20 protein-coding genes are annotated in these 21,237 nt (G+C 62.7%); 11 read left to right on the forward strand and 9 right to left on the reverse strand.

What is annotated here, in order from left to right; all coding sequences use genetic code 11:
• Nucleotides 1–154: 154 nt before the first annotated feature.
• On the reverse strand, nucleotides 155–1,228 hold the full coding sequence (ugpC, locus tag EHW12_RS29405) for a sn-glycerol-3-phosphate ABC transporter ATP-binding protein UgpC (protein WP_003946073.1): 1,074 nt from the start codon (nucleotides 1,226–1,228) through the stop codon (nucleotides 155–157).
• Nucleotides 1,229–1,342: 114 nt separating this feature from the next.
• On the opposite strand from ugpC, the gene EHW12_RS29410 reads away from it, so the two are divergent.
• From EHW12_RS29410 to EHW12_RS29420, 3 genes are read left to right on the forward strand one after another with little or no spacing between them, the layout of a single operon-like run.
• On the forward strand, nucleotides 1,343–2,167 hold the full coding sequence (locus EHW12_RS29410; protein ID WP_030537724.1) for a DUF2786 domain-containing protein: 825 nt from the start codon (nucleotides 1,343–1,345) through the stop codon (nucleotides 2,165–2,167).
• Complete coding sequence (locus EHW12_RS29415; protein WP_039973474.1) at nucleotides 2,164–2,661, forward strand: TIGR04338 family metallohydrolase; 498 nt, start codon at nucleotides 2,164–2,166, stop codon at nucleotides 2,659–2,661. Before EHW12_RS29410 ends, EHW12_RS29415 begins: the two co-directional genes overlap by 4 nt.
• A 58-nt stretch (nucleotides 2,662–2,719) precedes the next feature.
• Nucleotides 2,720–3,088, forward strand: coding sequence for a helix-turn-helix transcriptional regulator (locus EHW12_RS29420; protein ID WP_003946041.1), 369 nt, complete (start codon nucleotides 2,720–2,722; stop codon nucleotides 3,086–3,088).
• On the opposite strand, the gene EHW12_RS29425 is transcribed toward EHW12_RS29420, so the two are convergent.
• A complete protein-coding gene (locus tag EHW12_RS29425; protein WP_125052461.1) occupies nucleotides 3,089–3,676 on the reverse strand; it encodes an ATP-dependent Clp protease proteolytic subunit in 588 nt (195 codons plus the stop codon).
• Between the two features lie 4 nt (nucleotides 3,677–3,680).
• Entirely contained in the window at nucleotides 3,681–4,289 is a 609-nt protein-coding gene (locus tag EHW12_RS29430; RefSeq protein WP_007735229.1) for an ATP-dependent Clp protease proteolytic subunit, read from the reverse strand.
• A gap of 282 nt (nucleotides 4,290–4,571) precedes the next feature.
• Here EHW12_RS29430 and EHW12_RS29435 point away from each other — a divergent pair, with 282 nt between their 5' ends.
• Nucleotides 4,572–5,366 carry an LLM class F420-dependent oxidoreductase gene (locus EHW12_RS29435; RefSeq protein ID WP_030537640.1) on the forward strand — a complete coding sequence of 265 codons (795 nt, stop codon included), beginning with the start codon at nucleotides 4,572–4,574 and terminating at the stop codon, nucleotides 5,364–5,366.
• Here the strand turns inward: EHW12_RS29435 and EHW12_RS29440 are convergent.
• Genes EHW12_RS29440 through EHW12_RS29450 form a run of 3 tightly spaced genes read right to left on the reverse strand, consistent with a single transcriptional unit; the run spans nucleotide 5,288 to nucleotide 9,599 of the window.
• Nucleotides 5,288–6,517 carry a CoA transferase gene (locus tag EHW12_RS29440; protein WP_007735232.1) on the reverse strand — a complete coding sequence of 410 codons (1,230 nt, stop codon included), beginning with the start codon at nucleotides 6,515–6,517 and terminating at the stop codon, nucleotides 5,288–5,290. The genes EHW12_RS29435 and EHW12_RS29440 overlap by 79 nt on opposite strands.
• Nucleotides 6,514–8,229, reverse strand: coding sequence for an acyl-CoA dehydrogenase family protein (locus EHW12_RS29445; RefSeq protein ID WP_007735234.1), 1,716 nt, complete (start codon nucleotides 8,227–8,229; stop codon nucleotides 6,514–6,516). Before EHW12_RS29445 ends, EHW12_RS29440 begins: the two co-directional genes overlap by 4 nt.
• Entirely contained in the window at nucleotides 8,229–9,599 is a 1,371-nt protein-coding gene (locus EHW12_RS29450) for an MFS transporter (protein WP_007735236.1), read from the reverse strand. The genes EHW12_RS29445 and EHW12_RS29450 overlap by 1 nt, the downstream gene beginning before the upstream one ends.
• A 146-nt stretch (nucleotides 9,600–9,745) precedes the next feature.
• On the opposite strand from EHW12_RS29450, the gene EHW12_RS29455 reads away from it, so the two are divergent.
• On the forward strand, nucleotides 9,746–10,624 hold the full coding sequence (locus EHW12_RS29455) for a LysR family transcriptional regulator (RefSeq protein WP_003946037.1): 879 nt from the start codon (nucleotides 9,746–9,748) through the stop codon (nucleotides 10,622–10,624).
• Here EHW12_RS29455 and EHW12_RS29460 read toward each other — a convergent pair.
• Genes EHW12_RS29460 through EHW12_RS29470 form a run of 3 tightly spaced genes read right to left on the reverse strand, consistent with a single transcriptional unit; the run spans nucleotide 10,621 to nucleotide 14,500 of the window.
• Entirely contained in the window at nucleotides 10,621–12,312 is a 1,692-nt protein-coding gene (locus EHW12_RS29460; protein ID WP_007735237.1) for an acyl-CoA dehydrogenase family protein, read from the reverse strand. The genes EHW12_RS29455 and EHW12_RS29460 overlap by 4 nt on opposite strands.
• Before the next feature lie 10 nt (nucleotides 12,313–12,322).
• The gene (locus tag EHW12_RS29465; RefSeq protein ID WP_007735238.1) at nucleotides 12,323–13,828 is read right to left on the reverse strand and encodes a long-chain-fatty-acid--CoA ligase; all 1,506 of its coding nucleotides are present in this window, start codon (nucleotides 13,826–13,828) and stop codon (nucleotides 12,323–12,325) included.
• 36 nt (nucleotides 13,829–13,864) lie between these two features.
• The gene (locus EHW12_RS29470; RefSeq protein ID WP_042450632.1) at nucleotides 13,865–14,500 is read right to left on the reverse strand and encodes a TetR/AcrR family transcriptional regulator C-terminal domain-containing protein; all 636 of its coding nucleotides are present in this window, start codon (nucleotides 14,498–14,500) and stop codon (nucleotides 13,865–13,867) included.
• Between the two features lie 175 nt (nucleotides 14,501–14,675).
• On the opposite strand from EHW12_RS29470, the gene EHW12_RS29475 reads away from it, so the two are divergent.
• The 6 genes from EHW12_RS29475 (at nucleotide 14,676) to nthA (ending at nucleotide 21,234) form a co-directional block, all read left to right on the forward strand.
• Nucleotides 14,676–15,656, forward strand: coding sequence for a helix-turn-helix domain-containing protein (locus tag EHW12_RS29475; protein WP_003945977.1), 981 nt, complete (start codon nucleotides 14,676–14,678; stop codon nucleotides 15,654–15,656).
• Between the two features lie 204 nt (nucleotides 15,657–15,860).
• Nucleotides 15,861–16,922, forward strand: coding sequence for a phenylacetaldoxime dehydratase family protein (locus EHW12_RS29480; protein ID WP_007735242.1), 1,062 nt, complete (start codon nucleotides 15,861–15,863; stop codon nucleotides 16,920–16,922).
• Between the two features lie 115 nt (nucleotides 16,923–17,037).
• Nucleotides 17,038–17,406 (forward strand): winged helix-turn-helix domain-containing protein, encoded by a 369-nt coding sequence (locus EHW12_RS29485; protein WP_003946030.1) that lies wholly within the window; start codon nucleotides 17,038–17,040, stop codon nucleotides 17,404–17,406.
• A 44-nt stretch (nucleotides 17,407–17,450) separates the two neighbouring features.
• The gene (locus EHW12_RS29490) at nucleotides 17,451–18,857 is read left to right on the forward strand and encodes a substrate-binding protein (RefSeq protein WP_042450634.1); all 1,407 of its coding nucleotides are present in this window, start codon (nucleotides 17,451–17,453) and stop codon (nucleotides 18,855–18,857) included.
• A gap of 114 nt (nucleotides 18,858–18,971) precedes the next feature.
• Nucleotides 18,972–20,537: an amidase gene (locus EHW12_RS29495; RefSeq protein WP_042450636.1), complete on the forward strand. Its 1,566-nt coding sequence runs from the start codon at nucleotides 18,972–18,974 to the stop codon at nucleotides 20,535–20,537.
• 73 nt (nucleotides 20,538–20,610) lie between these two features.
• Nucleotides 20,611–21,234 carry a nitrile hydratase subunit alpha gene (gene nthA, locus EHW12_RS29500; protein ID WP_042450854.1) on the forward strand — a complete coding sequence of 208 codons (624 nt, stop codon included), beginning with the start codon at nucleotides 20,611–20,613 and terminating at the stop codon, nucleotides 21,232–21,234.
• Nucleotides 21,235–21,237: the final 3 nt, after the last annotated feature.

Genomic DNA, 21,237 nt, shown 5'->3' on the forward strand with positions numbered 1-21,237 from the left:
TGTGTATGACAAATAGACGGTCACCGAGAGCCTGCTCACGGCATGCGCCATGAGTGCCGGCTCCCGGCATCGGCCCCTACTGTGGCACGAGACACCCGTACTTGTGGGTATTACGCCGAACCTGAATCGGTCATGTGTCGTTTGACAGGTCGACCTAACCCAGGCGACGCCCGTCGGTGGTGGCAAAAATGTGCACCTTCTCGGGGTCGACGCGCAGGTTGACTCGCTCGCCCTTCTGCGGCGGATTGCGCCAGTCACCACGCGAGACGATCTGCTGCAACCGTCCGCCGATCGTGGTCCGGCCGTAGACGTAGGCGTCCGAGCCCAGTTCCTCGACGACGTCGACCTCCATCGGCAGGCCTTCGGCGGCGATCTCGAGGTGCTCGGGGCGAATACCCAGAACAACCTCGGTTTCGACGACGCCGTTCATCGTCTCGCGCGGAACCGGAACGATCCCGTCACCGAATGCGACGCCGCCGTCGACGACGGGGAGGGTGAAGAGGTTCATCGCGGGTGAACCCATGAAGCCGGCGACGAAGACGTTCTTCGGCTTGTTGTACAGCTCGCGCGGCGAGGCGCACTGCTGCAGGATTCCCTTTTCGAGGACGGCGACGCGGTCACCCATCGTCATGGCCTCGACCTGGTCGTGGGTCACGTAAACCATCGTCGTCGCGAGGCGTCGTTGCAGCTGAGCGATCTGCGTACGTGTCTGCACACGGAGTTTTGCGTCGAGGTTCGAGAGCGGCTCGTCCATCAGGAAGACCTGCGGCTGGCGAACGATGGCGCGGCCCATCGCCACTCGCTGACGCTGGCCACCGGACAGCGCCTTGGGCTTGCGATCGAGGTACGGCTCGAGATCGAGCATCTTCGCGACCTCTTCGACGCGGGCGCGGATCTCCGTCTTGTTGGTTCCGGCGAGCTTGAGCGCAAAACCCATGTTCTCGGCCACCGACATGTGCGGGTACAGCGCGTAGTTCTGGAAGACCATCGCGATGTCGCGCTCTTTCGGCTCCTGACCGGTGACGTCGCGGTCGCCGATGAGGATGCGTCCACTGTGGACGTCTTCGAGCCCGGCGAGCATGCGCAGGGTGGTCGACTTTCCGCAGCCGGAGGGTCCGACGAGGACGAGGAACTCGCCGTCCTCGATCTCGAGGTCGAGCTTGTCCACTGCCGGAGTGTTCGATCCGGGGAACAGGCAGGTGGTGCTCTCGAAAGTCACTGAAGCCATGACGGGGTTGATCCCTTCTACCGGCAGGAACGTGCCGGACGATCCAAGTCGAGGGTGAGCGTGTGCGCTAGCAGCATAAACGTCCGTGTCGGCGCGCGAGCGTAGTCTTTCACGGTGAGTTCGGAGAAGATGCTGACCCGCATCGGTGCGCTGCTTCGCCAAGCGGAGTCCACCGACAATCCACACGAAGGTGAAGCCTTCATGGCTGCCGCTCAGCGGTTGGCCACCAGTTCCGCGATCGACCTGGCGGTCGCGCGTGCGCACACCGCGTCTTCGGAAAAGCGTGCGACGCCCACTCAACGGCTCATCACCATCGGCGAACCGGGCAAGCGCGGACTGCGAACGTACGCCCAGTTGTTCATCGCCATCGCCGCTGCCAACGACGTGCAATGCGACATCGCGCAGACGTCGGCCGTCATCTACGCCTACGGGTTCGCCGGCGACATCGACGTGTGTGAGGCCCTGTATTCGAGCCTGCTCTTCCAGATGGTGCGTGACTCCGACGCGTACGTGCGTTCCGGGGCGTACCGCGGCGAAACGTCCGTGCGGACCGTCGTCGAAACTCGTGGACGACGACGCGTCAGCACGCAGGTCCGCAAGCCGGTCGCCGGAGTGACGGCGCGCCTGAACTTCCAGATGGCGTACGCGTCCCGCATCGGCGCTCGGTTGGCCGAGACGAAGCAGGAGACGGAGAAGACTGCGATCGCAGAATCTGCCACGTCGTCTTCCGAAACCGCACTCGTGCTGCGTAACAAGGAAATCGAGCTGAAGGACTACTACTCGTCCAACTCCAAAGCGCGTGGGACGTGGCGGGGCGGCGGCCGCGCAAGCGCCGGGCATTCCTCGCATGCTCGACGAGCGGGTGATCGGGCTGCGCGCTCCGCACGTCTGGGGAACCTTCCGGAGATCGGCGGGGTGCGCGGGCAGCTGGACTCGTGAGGGATACGCAGCGGAGCGCCGTCTACGAGGCAGAGACGTTGGTGCGCACCATGTTCGATCGCGCCGACCAGCGTGGACTTCGGAGCGTCGAGGTCATGGGTTCCACCATCACCTTGCCGGTCGAGCGCAAATTCGGTTCCGTGGAGTCGGTCCAGGCGTACTGCGATCAGCTACTCGGGCTGAATTGGGTACGGGAGACCTGGACTCGCGCAACCATTCCGGTGTCCGTACGCTCCCGCGGCGGCAATGCCGCCGCTCACTACTCGAACGACGTCATCGCCGTCCCGGACGACCGTGACGGCCGGTGGGCGCTACGCGAATTCGTTGTCTTGCACGAACTGGCGCACCACCTCGGCGACCCCACTTCCGACGAGGCCTCCCACGGGCCCGAGTTCGTCGACCGCTACACCAGCCTTGTCGGCGAGATCATCGGGCCCGAGGCGGCCTTCGTTCTTCGAGCGATGTTCCTTGCCGGTGGTGTTCGAACGGACTAGATGTCAGCCCTCGGTGAACCGGGTGGTGTGCGAACCGGTCGGCTGGAATACTCGGCCTATGGATGCGCCGCGCAGACTGGTCCTGGTCAAGGGTGAGTCGGAACTCCCCGATCCGGCTGTCGCCGTGCGCAAACCCCCGCTGATTCGTGAAGCCTACGGACGAGTGCTGCGGGAGGTTCGACGCGATCAGGACCGAACTCTCGACGACGTAGCCGCAAAGGTCGGGATGTCGAAGCAGTACCTCTCCGAGATCGAACGGGGCAAGAAGGAACCGTCGTCGGAAATTCTGCGCGCCATCTGCGAAGCGCTCGGGATGCCGCTCGAGCACCTGCTGTTCCGAGCGGGCAACAGGATCGTTGCGCTCAACTCCCTCACCTTCGGACATTCTCCCGCCCCGATCTCCGGTCCCGTCCTGATGGCAGCCTGATCAGTTCCCTTCGATGAGGGTGTCAGCCAGTCCGTAGGAGATAGCGTCGTCGGCAGTGAAGATCCTGTCGCGATCGGTGTCCTTACGGAGCCGCTCGACGCTCTGACCGGTGTGCTTACTCAGAATCGCCTCGGTCTGCTCCCGGATTCTCAGGATCTCGGCTGCTTGAAGCGCGAGGTCCGAGATGGTGCCACTACCTTGCGTCGACGGTTGGTGCAGCAGCACCCGCGAATGGGCAAGAACATGCCGATGGCCTGGAGTGCCGGCGGCCAGAAGCACTGCAGCAGCCGAAGCCGCTTGACCCATGCAGTACGTCGAAATCGTCGGTTTCAAGAACTGCATGGTGTCGTAGATCGCGAGCATCGCCGTGGTGGAACCGCCGGGAGAGTTGATGTACAAACCGATTTCGCGATCCGGGTTGTCGGCTTGCAGATGCAGCATCTGAGCCATCACGACGTTGGCGACGCCGTCGTCGATCTCTGTGCCGAGAAAGACGACGCGCTCGTTGAGCAGCCTGCTGAAGATGTCGAAAGATCGCTCACCCGTTGGTGTTCGCTCGATGACACTGGGAATCGTGTACTGGGACATGACGTCACAATCCGATCTTGGGGAAGGTAGCTTGCGGTGCTATCTCGGCGAAGGACGTCACGACGCGGTCGACGATTCCGTACTCGCGCGCCTGCTCGGCGGTGAACCAGCGATCCCGATCGCTGTCGGTCTCGATCTCTTCGACGGTCCGGCCCGTTTCGGCGGCGAGGATTTCCTGCGATTGACGCTTCATCAGCTCGAGACTCTCGGCCTGGATCGCAATGTCCACCGCAGTGCCACCGATACCTGCCGAAGGTTGGTGCATCATGATGCGGCTGTGCGCCAGGCTGATTCGCTTGCCGTGGGTGCCGGAGCAGAGGAGCACCTGGCCCATGCTGGCCGCGAAGCCCATCGCGACCGTCACGACGTCATTGGGGATGAGCTTCATCGTGTCGTAGATGGCCAGGCCGGCAAACACCGATCCGCCAGGTGAATTGATGTAGAGCACGACGTCGCGCTTGGGGTCGGTGGTGGCGAGGAGCACCAGTTCCGAACACACACGTTCGGCCATGGCGTCGTTGACCTCGCCGGTGAGCAGAATGGTTCGCTGTCGGAAGAGCCTGTCTGTCAACAGGTCACGGTAGCCGGTATCGGTGGGAGCTTCAGTAGTCATGAATCCATTCCTACCGGCGCGGCAGTGCCGCGGCCCCGCCTGTCTGCTGTGGGCAGACCACCCCTATGGTTACCCGCCCCCTGTTTTTACCCGCCCCCTTTGACTGCCCCCTGTTTGAGCGAACGGCACGTTCAGTCGATCTAAGGCGCCGAAAGTACCGTTCGCTCGAAAAGGGGTGGGCACAAGATCGGGCAAACCCGTCACCGACGGCGGCGGTAGCGGTACCGCGCACACCCGGCCATGATGGGAGAAGACAACCATTCCTCTCGTCAGGAGCGTGGCATGACTCGTCCGGTACGCATCGGTGTTCAACTCCAACCCCAGCACGCACCCGATTACGGGTTGATACGCGACGCCGTCTTGCGGTCCGAGGACGCCGGGGTGGACATCGTCTTCAACTGGGACCACTTCTACCCGTTGACCGGCGATCCCGACGGCGCACACTTCGAATGCTGGACCATGCTCGGCGCCTGGGCCGAGCAGACCGAACGCGTCGAGATCGGCGCCCTGGTCACCGGTGGTGGCTACCGCAATCCGGATCTGCTGGCCGACATGGCGCGAACCGTCGACCACATCAGCGGTGGGCGCCTGATCCTCGGTATCGGTGCCGGCTGGTTCGAGAAGGACTACGACCAGTTCGGATACGACTTCGGCACTCCCGGTTCACGGCTGAAACTGCTTGGCGAATACCTCCCCCGCATCACGGGCCGCCTGGCGAAGGGCAACCCGCCGCCGACGCGCAACATCCCGGTCCTCATCGGCGGTGGCGGCGAGAAGAAGACCCTGCGCTTGGTCGCCGAGTACGCCGACGTCTGGCACAGCTTCGGCGACCGTGAGACACACCTGCGCAAGTCAGACATCCTCTCCGACCACTGCGCCGACGTGGGCCGGAACCCGCTGGAAGTAGAGCACTCGGTTCCGTGGCCTGGGCTCGAAAATGCAGCCGACCTGGTCGCCGACGGTGTCTCACTCTTCACCGTCGGCGTCAGCGGACCGGACTACGACCTCACGACGCTTGCCGAGGCCATCGGTTGGCGCGACGACAACACGCCGCCTGCGTTGAGCGGGCTGGCCTGAGCGGTACCAAGGACTTCGTCGTTGTCGGCGCCGAGAACGGGCGGCGCCGACGTCAGACGTGGCCTCTGGCCGGAGAAGTTGACCGGAAAGGCCACTTGCTTCAACGGTCCGAGCGTCGGATGGTCGACGGTTCCGACCATGCCGAGCGCGGCGGTGTGGGGATCGGAGTAGATCTCGTCGAGATGCCGGATCGGTGAGACCGGTACGGCGCGTTCGGCGAGAAGAGCGCACCAGTGTTCGACGGTCTCCGATGCGAAGGCGCTGGTGAGTTCTCGTTCCAGACTCTCGCGGTTCTCCACCCTGTCGCGGTTGCGGGCAAAACGCGGATCGGTGACCAGTTCACTCCTTCCGATGGCCTCGCACAGCGACGCCCACATCGCGTCGTTGCCGACAGCGACGACGAAGTACCCGTCGCTGGCAGGAAATGCTTGATACGGAGCAAGATTCGGATGACCGGAGCCCAACGCAGTCGGGCGCTCACCGGTGGCGAAGTAACTGGTCGCCCAGTTCACGTGCATCGCGAGTTGGCACTCGTACAGCGACGTGGTCACGTACTGTCCGCGTCCGGTCCGGCCTCGTTCGACCAACGCGGCCAGGACACCGACCAGTCCGAAAAGCGCTGCGCCCAAGTCTCCCAACGCAAACCCGGATTTCATCGGAGCACCACCCGGTTCACCGGTGAGCGACATGAGCCCACCCGCGGCCTGCGCGATCATGTCGTACCCCGGTTCGTCGCGCAGCGGTCCTTCTTCACCGAAGGCAGAGATGTGCAGGGTGATCAGATGCGGGTATCGCTCGGACAGCGCCTGGTAGTCGAAGATCTTCTGTAATCCGCTGCCCGGCTTGAAGTTCTCCACGACCACATCGGTCTCTTCGAGCATGCGGTGGATGATCTCCTGTCCTTCGGTGGACTTGAGGTCGATCGTGACCGACTTCTTGCCGCGGTTGATCGCGAGGTAGTAGGCGGCATCTACGCCGACGAAGGGAGGCCCCCACGAACGCGTGGGGTCGCCGCCTTCAGGGTGTTCGATCTTGGTGACGTCGGCTCCGAGATCGGCAAGCGACATGGTTGCGTACGGCCCGGCAAGGATCTTCGACAGATCGAGCACGCGGACACCAGCCAAGGGTGTGGGTCCTGTTGGAGAATTCACCGCTGACCTCCTGCTACGGAGAGGAACTCGGCAATGACGTCACGTGCATCATCCAGCTCGACGTCACCGCCGTCGGTTATCACGTCGAGATCGCCGAGCGCGGCCGACGGCACCTTCCCGGCAAGACCGGCCAGGTAGGAATTCGCCACCAGCAGCGACCGGTACCCATTACCGTGTCGGATGCCGTGGTCCGCAAGATCGAAAAGCAGCGTCGCCATGACGGCACGAGCCAACTCGTCGGCATACTTTGCGCTGGCGGCCTGGGCGGCATCGTCAGATCCGGAGATCAGACGATCTCCTTCCTCTACCAGTTCCTCCCAGCGCCGCAACAGAACTCCGGCACCGGCCTCGCACTCCGGTCCGACGGTGGACAGGATGTCCGTCATCGCTCCCGCGACGGTGCGGTGCGAGCCGAACTTGCGTAGGCACCGAAGTACGTCCAGCGCAATGACATTGCTCGACCCTTCCCAGATCGAGCCCAAGTGGGCATCCCGCACTAGTCGCGCGTTGGCCCATTCCTCGATGTAGCCGTTTCCTCCGCGCACCTCCATGGCCTCGCCGGTGACCACCCGCGCGCGTTTGCAGGCAAAGTGTTTGGCGATCGGTGTCAGTACCCTGATCAGTGCGCGCGCCTGTTCGTCGCCGCCGTCTGCTGCCTGAAGACACTGTGCGCTGTACGCGACCAGGGCCAGCGAAGCCTCGGCATCGAGTGCAAGGGGAAGAAGTGTCGCCCGCATCAGCGGCTGGTCGAAGAGCCTCTTACCGAACACGACTCGGCTCTTCGAATGTTCGACGGCTTCACGGACTGCTCGGCGCATGAGAGCGCTCGAACGCATCGCATTGGAGAGGCGAGACGTGTTGACCATCTCCGCCATCTGGCGGAACCCTCGATCGAGTTCACCGACCTGGAGTGCGTACGCGCGGTTCAGCGTCACCTCGCCGCTCGGCATTGAACGCGTACCCAGCTTGTCCTTGAGACGATCGATCGTGAGGTTGTTGCGCTCGCCGGATCCCAAGGTCTTGGGCACCATGAACATTCCGACTCCACGCGTCGAACCATCCTGTCCGCCCGGGAATCTTGCGAGGGTGATGATCACATCGGCATCCGGGTTGGAGGCGAACCACTTCTTGCCCGTCAGAACCCATCCGTCACCGTCGCGCTCGGCGCGTGTTTCGGTGCAGGCGATGTCGGTGCCTGCCTGAATCTCGGTCATGAACATCGCACCCGTCTTCGCCTGCTCGGGGTCCGTCGACGTCAACGCGTCGATCCAGGGCGAGAACACGGCCGGATCACCGAACATACGCAGGGTCCGCGCAGCAGCATCTGTCATCGACACCGGGCAGGCCAGCCCGAACTCTGCCTGCACGAAGATGTACGACGCGAGATACTTCGCGAGTGGCGGATGCACGGAGTCCCATCCGTGCAACCCTTTTCGGTGCGACATGGCGGACAGGCCGTACTCGTTGTACGCCGCCCGGCACAGTTCCAGGTAGGCCGGGTGATAGGAAATCCGGTCGACGCGGTCACCGGCCTTGTCGAATTGCTGCAGCACCGGCGGGTTCTTGTCCGCGATGTCGGCAAGCTCGGACAAACGGCCGGCGGCATCTCGGCCCAGTCGGTCGAGCAATCCGTTCAACGTCTCTCGGTCCGCCCCGGCGGTCCATCTGTCCACTACCGCTGTCAGAGCGGGGTCGGTGTGTGCAAAGTTCATCAGTGGTCAACGCCTTTCAGGGTGGAAACATCGGTCATGTTCGAGGCGCTCGTCGAATCCGGCCCTTGCGCGTGCAGCGCACTCCTGCGCAGCAAAGCAGTCATACAGATAAGGGAGAGAACGACATACACGAGCCCTAGAGCTACGACCGGCCAGATCGAGTTGGTTCGCGTCAGCAGATACTGGCTGACCATCGGGGCCGTTCCGGCAAAAACGGCGGTCGACAATTGGTACGACAGAGAGATGCCGGTATACCGAACATTGGTGGGGAAAACCTGCGCCAGAATGCCGGCCAACGCGGCGTAATACATTGCGTGAGGCGCCGTCGCGAGGACCATCCCCAGAATCGCCAAGGGCACGGAGCCCGTCTGAACCAGCACGAACATCAGTGGTAGGAGCACGATCTCCGGAAGCAGCATCCAACGGACCGCTTTCGACGGATCGATCCGCGTGGCCAGCACAGCGCCGAAAGGCTGTACGAGCGCCTGGGCTACCAGTGCCACGGTGATCACGAGGAGGAAGTCACTGCGCTCGAAGCCGAGATCCGTTGTCGCCCATGAGAGCGCAAAAGTTGTCTTGACGTACGTGATGGCAACACCGGCAACCACAGCGCCGACGCCGAGAGCAAGTTCGACGGGATGCGACCGCAACACTTCGACCAGCGGCATCCGTGTACGCTCCTGTGCCGCAACAGCCTTCTTCATCTCGGGCGTCTCGGAGATGTGCAACCGGATGTAGAGAGCGACGATCACCAAAGCTGCGGATCCGAGGAACGGCAGACGCCAACCCCACGACTCGAACACGGAATCCGACATCAACGTCAGGCCGAGGAAGGCCAGCGTCGCGAGCAGGTTGCCGACCGGTGAACCCTGCTGCGCAAACGCACCGTAGAGCACCTTTTTCTTCGGGGGAGCGAACTCGGTGGCGATCAATACGGCGCCACCCCATTCGCCGCCCATGGCAATGCCCTGGAGAACACGCAGTGCCACAAGCAGTATCGGTGCCCAGATCCCGATCTGGGAGTACGTAGGGAGGAGACCGACACCGACAGTTCCCAACCCCATGAGCGCGAGGGTGATGATCACGGCGTTCTTGCGACCGAACTTGTCTCCGAAATGACCGAACACCACTCCGCCGACCGGACGAGCCACGAATCCCACGGCAAAAGTCGCGAAGGCTGCGAGTGTCCCCACCGCCGGCGACGCATCCGGGAAGAACAGCGGGCCGAGCACCAAGGCGGATGCGGTTCCGTAGATGTAGAAGTCGAACCATTCGATGGTCGTTCCGACAAACGCCGTCATTCCGGCCTTGCGTGCCTGTTTGGTGTTGTATTCAGGCGGATTGGTGTCTTGACCTGGGTTTTGATCCACGGTTCTCCCTGATTCTCGCGTCGGGCATCACCAAGGGATGCAATGTGAGGCGTGAATCACTATCGTCCGAAATCCATGTAGAGTCCAAGACTTAGTTCGACTCATTTATGTGGGAGAACCACATAATGAAGACCGGGAGGAGCGACATGGAACTGCGTCAGCTGCGCGCGTTTCTCGCAGTCGCCGACGAACTTCATTTCGGCCGGGCCGCCGAGCGACTCCACATCGGGCAGTCCCCGCTCAGCCAGACCATTCGGGCGCTCGAGCGCGAACTCGGCACCGACCTGTTTGTCCGGACCACCAGATCAGTGCAATTGACCGCAGCCGGCGAAGCCTTGGTCACGCCCGCACGAATCATCGAAGCGCAGATCGCCGTGGTACGAGAAATCGCATCGGCCGCGTCGACTGGCGAGACGGGCCGTGTCACAGTGGGTTTCGGCGGAACAGGCGGCTACACCGTCCTGTCGGCCCTCACACGGTCCTTGGCCGACTCCCATCCGGGAATCGAACTGGAACTACGGCCGCAGATGTACTCGGGTGAGGTGCTCGACGCTCTCCGACGCGGAGCACTGGACATGGGCATAGTCGGCCTGCCCATTCCGCGCGGATTCGAGACACACACGGTGCGGGAGGAAACCTTGATGGTCGCGGTTCCTGCCAGGCATCACCTCGGTGCGCATGACTCGGTGTCACCGGAAGACCTGGCAACCGAGCGATTCGTGATGTATCCCGCCGAGCACGGCTCGGTGGTCCGCGATGCGACGTTGTCCGTTTGTGCCACAGCAGGTTTCACGCCCACCGTCGCGCACGAAGCCCCCGATCCGTACAGCCTGTTGGCCATGGTCGGAGCGGGGGTCGGGATCGCCGTCGTCGTGGAGTCGACGGCGCATCTGTCCATGGACGGGGTCGTGTACCTGCCGATCGCCGGGGCCACGCCCACGCTGAAAATCGCGATGGCATGGCGACCGAACAATCCGACGCCGGCAGTACACACCGTCACCAGGGTACTGAGGGAGCAGCCTTAGGCTCTCGCGAGAATTCCGGCGAAATCTGTTCCCACAGGCAGAGTTCCGTACTCGTGACCACGGTCGGCACCGAGGCGAGCGGCAATGAACGCATCGGACGAGGCGGCCGGGGAGTGGCGCACCATGAGCGAAGCCTGCAGCGCCAACGCCATAGCCTCGACGACGGTCCGAGCGCGGAGCTGAGCGTCGGCGGGTGCCATCGTGGCGAGCTCACCGAGTTGGCGTCGTACCCGATCGAGGTGCTGATCGAGGACCGGGTTGTTGCCGCGGGCGAGGTTGATCTCGTGGTCGAAGGCGGCAACGGAGTCGGGTTCACGGGTCATCGCGCGCAGGACGTCGAGCGCGATGACGTTGCCCGACCCCTCCCACACGGCCATGACGGGCTGCTCACGGTAGCGACGGGCAAGAGGGAAGTCCTCGGTGTAACCGTTGCCGCCCAGGCACTCGAGGGCTTCGTAGGAGTGGTGCGGGCCGCGCTTGCAGATCCAGTACTTCGCAACAGCCGTCGCGAGTCGGCGGAACGCCTTTTCCTGCTCATTCGCGTCCTCGTCCTGCGCACGGGCCAATCGCAGTGCGGTGATGGTCGCGGCCTCGGATTCGAGAGCCAGGTCGGCGAGCACCGACGTCATTGCGGGCTGATCTGCCAGGACGGCACCGAAAGCGCTGCGGTGCCGTGCGTGCCACACCGCTTCGGCCACCGACTGACGCATACCTGCCGTGCTGCCGAGAATGCAGTCGAGTCGCGTCTGGGACACCATTTCGATGATGGTCCGCACACCACGTCCCGGTTCGCCGATCATGGTGCCGACGGTGCCGTCGAGCTCGATCTCGGAAGACGCGTTGGACTTGTTGCCCAGCTTGTTCTTCAGACGCTGGATGCGGAAGACGTTGCGTGTGCCGTCGGGCAGGATGCGGGGGAGAAGGAAGCAGGAAAGTCCCTCGCCGGCAGCACCTTCGGCCTGAGCGAGAACCAGGAAGGCGTCGGACATCGGCGCGGAGCAGAACCACTTGTGTCCGGTGAGGAGGTAGTCCGCACCCGAGCCGCCACGTCCGGCCGGCTTGGCGATGGTCGTGTTGGCTCGCACGTCGGAGCCACCCTGCTTTTCCGTCATCGACATTCCGAAGATCGCGGATGCCTTTCCGGGAGCATCCAACTCGGGGGTGTAACTCCGAGAAAGGGCACGCGGGGTCCAGATGGCGGCTACATCGGGTTGCAGCTCGAGCGAGGGGATCACAGCGTGCGTCATGGAGATCGGGCACGCGTGGCCCGGTTCGACCTGGGAGAAGAGCATGAATGCCGCGGCCCGAGCCACGTTGGCACCCGGCTTGGGGTCAGCCCAGGCAGAGGTGTGAGCACCGTGCGCAACGGCGGCAGAGATGATCCGGTGATACGACGGATGGTATTCGACCTCGTCGATGCGGTTTCCCCAGCGATCGAAGGTCTTCAATTCGGGGATCACCGTGTTGGCCAGCTCGGCGTCGTGCTGGAACCCGGCACTGCCAACCAGTTCACCGATATCGGTGAGTTCACTGGTGGCCCAATCGGCGTCGTGACGCGCGACGCCTTCGGCCAGGACCGTATCGAGCAGGAACTCGTTGACGTCCGTGCGCGGTACCGACTGGTTGAGCACTGCATGGGTGCGATGCGGAGCCGGGTGGGTGACGGTCTTCTCGGAAATATCAGTCATGACAGGCCTTTCAGCTCGCTGCGCGGATGAGGTGCTTCTGGATCTTGCCGGTCGGTGTACGCGGAAGAATCGTCGCGAACACCACTTCACGCGGAATCTTGTAGCGCGCCAACTTGTCCGAGAGGTAGTCCTTGATGTCGTCGGCGCTGATGACATCCGGTTCACGCCAGACGACGTGCGCGACGACGGTCTCGCCCCATTCTTCGTTGGGTTTTCCGACAACGGCGACGTCGACGACGTCCGGGTGGCCGGAGATCACGTCCTCGACCTCCTTGGAGTAGACGTTCTCGCCGCCCGTGATGATCATGTCCTTCGCGCGGTCGACGATGAAGAGGTAGCCGTCCGCATCCTTGCGCGCCAGATCGCCGGTGCGATACCAACCGCCGTCGGCAAATGCAGCCTTCGTGGCAGCGGGGTCGTCGAGGTACCCCTGCATGACGGTGTCGGCGCGCAGCCAGATCTCACCGATCTGATCGGGCTCCGCGTCGGTGCCGTCATCGGCAACCAGGCGCAGGTCGACGCCGGCCAGCGCGACGCGGCCGATCGAGCCCGCCTTGCTCAACTGTTCTTCGGGGTACAGCACGGTGCCCACTGGCCCGGTCTCGGTCATGCCGTAGACCTGCCGGAATTCGGTGGTGCCGTACGACTCCACCAGTCGCCGAGCGACATCCGCGCCGATCGGTCCCCCGCCGTACAACCACGCACGAACGCTTCCGAGGTTGTAGTCGGCAAAGTTCGGCACGAGGTTGAGTGCAGTGGTGTAGATGACCGGCGGGCCGAAGCAGAGGGTAATGCGTTGTTCCTGAACTGTTTCCAGGAATTTGACGGGATGGTACTCGCGCAGCAGCACGACGGTTCCGCCCATGTAGAGCGTGGACATGAACCAGTTGTTGAGCGGGGAAGCGTGCCAGATCGGGACGGCCATGAGCAGTCGCTCGTCCCGAGTCGTCGACACGGCGAGGGCCGCGGTGACGGCAACACCGACGACGTTGCGGTGGCTGTGGACGCAGCCCTTGGGCGAGCCGGTAGTCCCCGAGGTGTAGAGGATTTCGGCCGGATCGTTCTCGTCGATGTCGATACCGTCAACGCCGTCCTGGCGGGTGATGGCGTCGTCGAAGAAGTCGAAACCGTCTGCGACAGAGTCCGTGCTGATCAGCTTGGCCGTTGTCTCCAGTCGACCGACAACCGGCGCCAACTCACCGTCGAAGACGCACACCGACACCTTCGCGTGTCCCAGCACGTAGGCAACTTCCGGAGTCTGCATCTTGTGGTTGATGGGGACCACGACGGCGCCCAAGCGCCAGGCACCGAGCATCGCGTACACGAATCCCGGAGTGTTGTAACACATCAGCGCGACGCGGTCGCCCGGCTGCACGCCCAGCGACTTCAAATAGCCTGCGGCGCGTCGACTTCCGTCCTGAACCTGGGAGTACGTGTGATCGTGACCATCGAATATCAGGAAGGGTTTGTCCGGGGTCTTGGTGACGTTGCTGTCGAATACGCGAACGATATTCATCGAAGTCCTTGTCGGAGAATCACGCTCGAAGAGAGTTCATTCCATCGAGCTGTTGAGTACGGCGTCGGGTATCTGGAGGGTGGCGAAGATGACGGCAACCGCCTCCTCGAGGGAGTAGCCGAAGCTCTCGCCGGTGGCAGTCTTCTGGATGACGAGGCCGAAGATCGCAGACCAGAAGGCCTTGGACTCGACGTCGATGCCCGCGCGCAGCTGCCAGCCGGTGCGGATCAAGGTACGGAGGAGGGCGGTTTCGCCCGAGGAGTGCAGAGTGCGAAGCGTTTCGGAGATCAGGTCGCGGAGTTCACCACGACGACCCGTCATCATCATCGCTTCCACGAAGAGTTCGACGCTGGGAGCGCCCGCGCCCAGGAGGGATCCGACCAGCTTCTCGGTGTAATCGCCGACCGTGTCGGCGTCGGCGGCATCGACCTCGGCACGCTTGCCTGCGCGCAGAACGGCCGCGCACGCCACCTCGACGAAGAGCTTTTCTTTGGAGCCGTAGTAGTAGGTCACCTGGTTGGGATGGGCGCCGGCGGCCGTGCAGATCTGCGCGATGGAGACGCTGTCGCCGTGCTCGAGGAAGAGCTCGGTTGCGGCGTTGAACAGTGCCATGCGCGTCTGCTTGCCCGACTCACGCGTCGCGCGCGCTGCGGGAACTGACTCGGTGACCATCACGAACTCCTACTTGTTTGTATGACAAACAATAACTCGTCGTTGTTTGTATGGCAAACAATTTCTCCCGACGTGATGACATGTCGACTCCTATCGACATGTCCGATGTGCGGGATTACTCTCTGAACATCGAGCACCCGAGAACTTCGGCTTTTCTGCGAGGAGGCGCCCTGCAATGCTCGCGCGATCCGGCTTCTCCCTGCCCACACGCACGACTCTCACGGGCGACTGGGCAGATTTGTTGCGTGAGCATTTTGTCGCGCTCGACGTATCCGATATCGAAGACGGCGATCGATTCAGCGGGGCCGTGCACTCGGCCCAACTCGCACACGTTCGGGTGTCCGCAGTTCAATCGATGGAACAACGAATAGTCCGTAGCAGCAGCCTGATCAAGAGCGACGGTGCGGACTATCTGCAAATCGGGATGATCCGCCGCGGTAGCGCGGTAGTGCGGCAAGACGACCGCGAATGCGTCCTGCGACGTGGCGACTACGTCCTGTACGACACCACGCGCCCCTTCGATTGGCAGATCGAGGGACACGCACACGACGGCATCTGGGGACTCGAGGTGTTCACCTGGCCACGGTCATACCTGTCACTCAGCGACGCGGAGGTCACGAGTTTGACGGCCATTGCCTTCGACGGACACGCGGGCCTGAGTGGCCTGCTCGGTCGCTTTCTTCACGATCTTGCCTCCGTCCGCATGACGTCCGACGCGAGCGGAGACGAAGAGGAAGTCGTCAACGAGATCGGCAACCTGGTCAAGTCCGTTCTTCACACAACTGCGCGACCGATCACCTCGCGGCGAACCAGCCTCTACGAATCCGCCCTGTCGGTCATAGACGCCCGCATCGCAGACCCGGCCCTGTCTCCGGTGGACATCGCGGGATCGGTCAAAGTCTCCATTCGCCAGTTGCACCGAGCCTTCGCCGAACACGGCACGACGGTGTCACGGTCGATTCGCAGCCGTCGACTCGACGGTTGCCGTCGTGAGATCGTGCAACGACACGGAGTAGAGCGGTCGCTGACTCAGATTTCTCACCGCTGGGGATTCACCGACCTGGCCGCCTTCAGTCGAGCCTTCAAGGCGGAATTCGGGATCAGCCCGCGGCGATACCGGTCGCAAGCAGCGGCCCCCACAAGTACTACCCGCTGATCTGTAACATCTTCGGACACTTACCCATTGAACATGGTGTTCAAAATTTTCTGTCGCCGAAGCGTATCCACAATTCTTGGCACGGTAGGCCAAGCATCGGGCGCTGACGGCCAAGTTTGCTCGGCTGAGCGGGCGTAGATTTTCGGCACGGCGTTGCCAAGTGCCAGGCACCCGATTCGACCACCTACATCACAGGGAGCACTCATGGAATCTGCAATCGGCGAACACCTTCAATGCCCGCGCACTCTGACCAGGCGGGTCCCGGATACCTATACGCCACCGTTTCCCATGTGGGTCGGGCGCGCAGACGACACATTGCACCAGGTCGTGATGGGCTATCTCGGCGTGCAGTTCCGCGGCGAGGATCAGCGCCCGGCAGCACTGCGGGCGATGCGGGATATCGTCGCCGGCTTCGACTTGCCGGACGGACCGGCACACCACGATCTCACCCATCACATCGACAACCAGGGCTACGAGAACCTCATCGTGGTCGGTTACTGGAAAGATGTTTCTTCCCAACATCGTTGGAGCACATCACCTCCAGTGTCCTCCTGGTGGGAGTCCGAAGACCGCCTGTCGGACGGATTGGGGTTCTTCCGCGAGATCGTGGCACCGAGAGCCGAACAATTCGAAACGCTCTACGCGTTCCAAGACGACCTCCCCGGGGTGGGAGCTGTCATGGACGGTGTCAGCGGCGAAATCAACGAGCACGGCTACTGGGGTTCGATGCGCGAGCGGTTTCCGATCTCCCAAACCGACTGGATGCAGGCCTCGGGCGAACTGCGGGTCGTCGCCGGTGACCCCGCCGTAGGTGGACGCGTAGTAGTGCGGGGACACGACAACATCGCACTGATCAGGTCCGGGCAGGACTGGGCCGACGCGGAAGCAGACGAGCGCAGCCTCTACCTGGACGAAATCCTGCCCACTCTTCAATCGGGCATGGACTTCCTCCGCGACAACGGCCCGGCCGTCGGGTGCTACAGCAACCGATTCGTACGCAATATCGACATCGACGGAAACTTCCTCGACTTGAGCTACAACATCGGCCACTGGGCCTCCCTCGACCAACTCGAACGGTGGTCGGAATCCCACCCGACCCATCTACGGATCTTCACGACGTTCTTCCGGGTGGCCGAGGGCCTTTCGAAATTGCGTCTCTACCATGAGGTCTCGGTATTCGATGCCGCCGATCAGCTCTACGAGTACATCAATTGCCATCCCGGGACCGGAATGCTGCGCGACGCGGTGATCACCGCCGAGCACTGACCGAAGTCGCCGGCAATCTTCGGCCACATTCTTTCCCTCGGAGGCAACTCGAGATATGTTGACGGGTGTCGACATATCTCAGTAGAGACCATCGAGGAAGCGCGGACAGCAGACAGTGACTACTCAACGAAACGAAGAGTTGGCGTTTGCTGTGCTGGCCGACCAAGTGCGTCGACAGATTCTTGACACGCTGGCTACCCACGGCGAGTGCAACGCGGGCTTCATCAGCGATCAAATTTCGACGGTCGGTCGCACCACGGTATCCACACATCTCAAGGCGCTGCGGTTGTCCGGCGTGATCGTCGAACGGCGTCAAGGACGTCATCGCCTGTTCTCGATAGATCCATCGGGGCCCGCCAACGATGCACTCCAGTTCCTGCGCGACGTCCTCGGGCGAGCGCTGGAAGCAGGTTCGAACGCCTCCGAGTTGCCGACCACTGCGACTGAGGATTCAGACGTCGCATCGGTGCGTCGCCGAGCGTGATGCCCTGTTGAGCCCCAGCACCTATTTCAGGCAGGAAGTAGAACGTGCCAGGTCTCTCCGTAACGGCACAGATCGTGACGACCGACCCACCAGGGTCAGCCTTCGAGCGCCTCGAAACGGGGCAACTGCTCGAACTCGAATGTGAGCAACTGACGGTCGGGGCCGCTGCCGCCATCTCCCTTCCCGTCGGCGACGGCGCACGCGCAGATCCAGTCGGAATGCCGATCACGCTGTTGGGATACGTCGCCGGCGTGAAGCGGGGCCGATCGGTCGTGATCGTGCACCACCAACCGTGGCGCGGCCGCCTGACGATCCGGTTCTTTCCCGACGGCGCCGGGACCCGGATCGTTCTCGAGTCCAGCCTCGATCAGGACGGCATTTCCTGGCTTGCCAACAAGCGCGGATTCGCTCCACCCGAACCTCCGCGTTCCGACCGACATCGGATCGGGCTGCTGGTCAGCAAATCCGGCCCGGCAGCTGTATTCGCCCAGGCGACAGAAACGCTCGCAGCCCTGGCCGTGGAAGAAATCAATGCCGACGGCGGCGTCGGCGGCGTTCTCGTCGACTTGGTGATCGGCGATGACGCTTCCGACTCGGCGGCCGGAGCGGCGACCGCACTGCGATTGGTGAAAAGCGGATGTCGCGCCGTTTTCGCGTGCGTGACATCGTCGACCTTCAATGCCGCTGCATCTGCATTGCAGAACACCGGTGTGCTGTTGGTGCACACAGTTCTCAACGAGGGAGGTCGATCGCGTCCGGGAGTCCTTCGATTGGGTGAGCGACCACTCGACCAGACGCGAGCGGGTATACCCGCAATGATGTCCGAGACCGGTTCTCGCACTTGGTTCCTGGTCGGCCAGCAGTATTCGTGGTCGTTCGGAGCGCATTGGGCGGCCCGGCGTGTGATCGCCGAATCCACAGGTTCGGTGGCCGGCGAAGTCTACGTACCGTTGGGGACAACCGACTTCTCACGCATCATCGAGTCGATAGCCGACTCCGGGGCCGAACTGATTCTTTCCACCCTGGTGGGCCATGACGAGGTCTTCTTCGAACGACAATGCGCCCAGCACGGACTGCGGGCCACCACGCGGACGTTTGCATTGGTCCTCGACGAGGCCACTCAGCAGCTCATCGGCAATTCCGATGCTGACGGAGTCTGGGCGGCATTCGGCTACTTTCAATCCGCAGCCGGCGATCACGACCTCGAAAAGCGATACAGCGCGAGCTCGAACGAACTCCTGCCTCCGCTCAGTTCCCTGTCGGAGACAACGTACGAAGCGATCGTCGCTTACGCACGCGCAGTCGAACGAACGTCCGCAGGCGATCCGGAAACAGTACTTCGGCAGCTTGTCACGACGTCGAAAAGCTCTACGAACAACGGCGTTCCACTGCATCGACCGATTCTGCTCGCTGAATCACGCCGTGGGCGCCTGTACCCCCGTTCTCTCTGAGCGCGCGTAACCCGAACTTAACGAGTCAATATGTCGATACCTATTGACGCAATTATGGATCCGGCCCTAGTCTGAAAGACAAGTGAAGCCGATCACATCAGGAGCACACTTCTCATGGCGACAATCCGACCTGACGACAATGCAATAGACACCGCCGCAAGGCATTACGGCATCACTCTCGACCAGTCAGCCCGGCTCGAGTGGCCGGCACTGATCGACGGAGCACTGGGCTCCTACGACGTCGTCGACCAGTTGTACGCCGACGAGGCAACCCCGCCGACCACGTCACGTGAGCACACGGTGCCAACAGCGAGCGAAAATCCTTTGAGCGCTTGGTATGTGACCACAAGCATCCCGCCGACGTCGGACGGCGTCCTGACCGGCCGACGCGTGGCGATCAAGGACAACGTGACCGTGGCCGGAGTTCCGATGATGAACGGGTCTCGGACAGTAGAGGGGTTCACTCCGTCTCGCGACGCGACTGTGGTCACTCGACTACTGGCGGCCGGTGCAACCGTCGCGGGCAAAGCTGTGTGTGAGGACCTGTGTTTCTCCGGTTCGAGCTTCACACCGGCAAGCGGACCGGTCCGCAATCCATGGGACCCACAGCGTGAAGCAGGTGGATCATCCGGTGGCAGTGCGGCTCTCGTCGCAAACGGTGACGTCGATTTTGCCATCGGCGGGGATCAGGGCGGATCGATCCGGATCCCGGCGGCATTCTGCGGCGTCGTCGGACACAAGCCGACGTTCGGGCTCGTCCCGTATACCGGGGCATTTCCCATCGAGCGAACAATCGACCATCTCGGCCCGATCACACGCACGGTCCACGATGCCGCACTGATGCTCTCGGTCATCGCCGGTCGCGACGGTAACGACCCACGCCAAGCCGACAGCGTCGAAGCAGGCGACTATCTGTCCACCCTCGACTCCGATGTGGATGGTCTGCGAATCGGGATCGTTCGAGAAGGTTTCGGGCACGCGGTCTCACAGCCCGAGGTCGACGACGCAGTCCGCGCAGCGGCACACAGTCTGTCCGAAATCGGTTGCACGGTAGAGGAAGTAAACATTCCGTGGCACCTACATGCTTTCCATATCTGGAACGTGATCGCCACGGACGGTGGTGCCTACCAGATGTTGGACGGCAACGGATACGGCATGAACGCCGAAGGTTTGTACGATCCGGAACTGATGGCACACTTTGCTTCTCGACGCCTTCAGCACGCCGACGCTCTGTCCGAAACCGTCAAACTGGTGGCTCTGACCGGCCACCACGGCATCACCACCCTCGGCGGCGCGAGCTACGGCAAAGCCCGGAACCTCGTACCGCTCGCCCGCGCCGCCTACGACACTGCCTTGAGACAATTCGACGTCCTGGTGATGCCCACACTGCCCTACGTCGCATCCGAACTACCGGCGAAGGACGTGGATCGTGCAACCTTCATCACGAAGGCTCTCGGGATGATCGCCAACACAGCACCGTTCGACGTGACCGGACATCCGTCCCTGTCCGTTCCCGCCGGCCTGGTGAACGGGCTTCCGGTCGGAATGATGATCACCGGCAAGACCTTCGACGATGCGACGGTCCTCCGGGTCGGGCGCGCATTCGAAAAGCTTCGCGGCGCGTTTCCGACGCCTGCCGACCACATCTCCGACTCTGCACCACAACTCAGCCTCACCTAGTTCTGTATCCGCACTTGCACAACAAATTCCACCGATTCACACATGATCAGCCCGCATAGAAAAGGTGAACCAGATGTCAGTAACGATCGACCACACAACGGAGAACGCCGCACCGGCCCAGGCGCCGGTCTCCGACCGGGCGTGGGCCCTGTTCCGCGCACTCGACGGTAAGGGATTGGTACCCGACGGTTACGTCGAGGGATGGAAGAAGACCTTCGAGGAGGACTTCAGTCCAAGGCGCGGAGCGGAATTGGTCGCGCGGGCGTGGACCGACCCCGAGTTCCGGCAGTTGCTTCTCACCGACGGTACCGCCGCGGTTGCCCAGTACGGATATCTGGGCCCCCAGGGCGAGTACATCGTGGCAGTCGAAGACACCCCGACCCTCAAGAACGTGATCGTGTGCTCGTTGTGTTCATGCACCGCGTGGCCCATTCTCGGCCTGCCCCCTACCTGGTACAAGAGTTTCGAATACCGTGCGCGAGTGGTGCGTGAGCCACGGAAGGTTCTCTCCGAGATGGGAACCGAGATCGCGTCGGACGTCGAGATCCGCGTCTACGACACCACCGCCGAAACTCGCTACATGGTTCTCCCGCAACGTCCCGCAGGCACCGAAGGCTGGAGCCAGGAACAGCTTCAAGAGATCGTCACCAAGGACTGCCTGATCGGCGTCGCAGTCCCGCAGGTCCCCACCGTCTGATCA

It is taken from the genome of Rhodococcus sp. NJ-530, assembly GCF_003860625.1.
GTDB classification, from domain to species: Bacteria; Actinomycetota; Actinomycetes; order Mycobacteriales; family Mycobacteriaceae; genus Rhodococcus_F; species Rhodococcus_F qingshengii.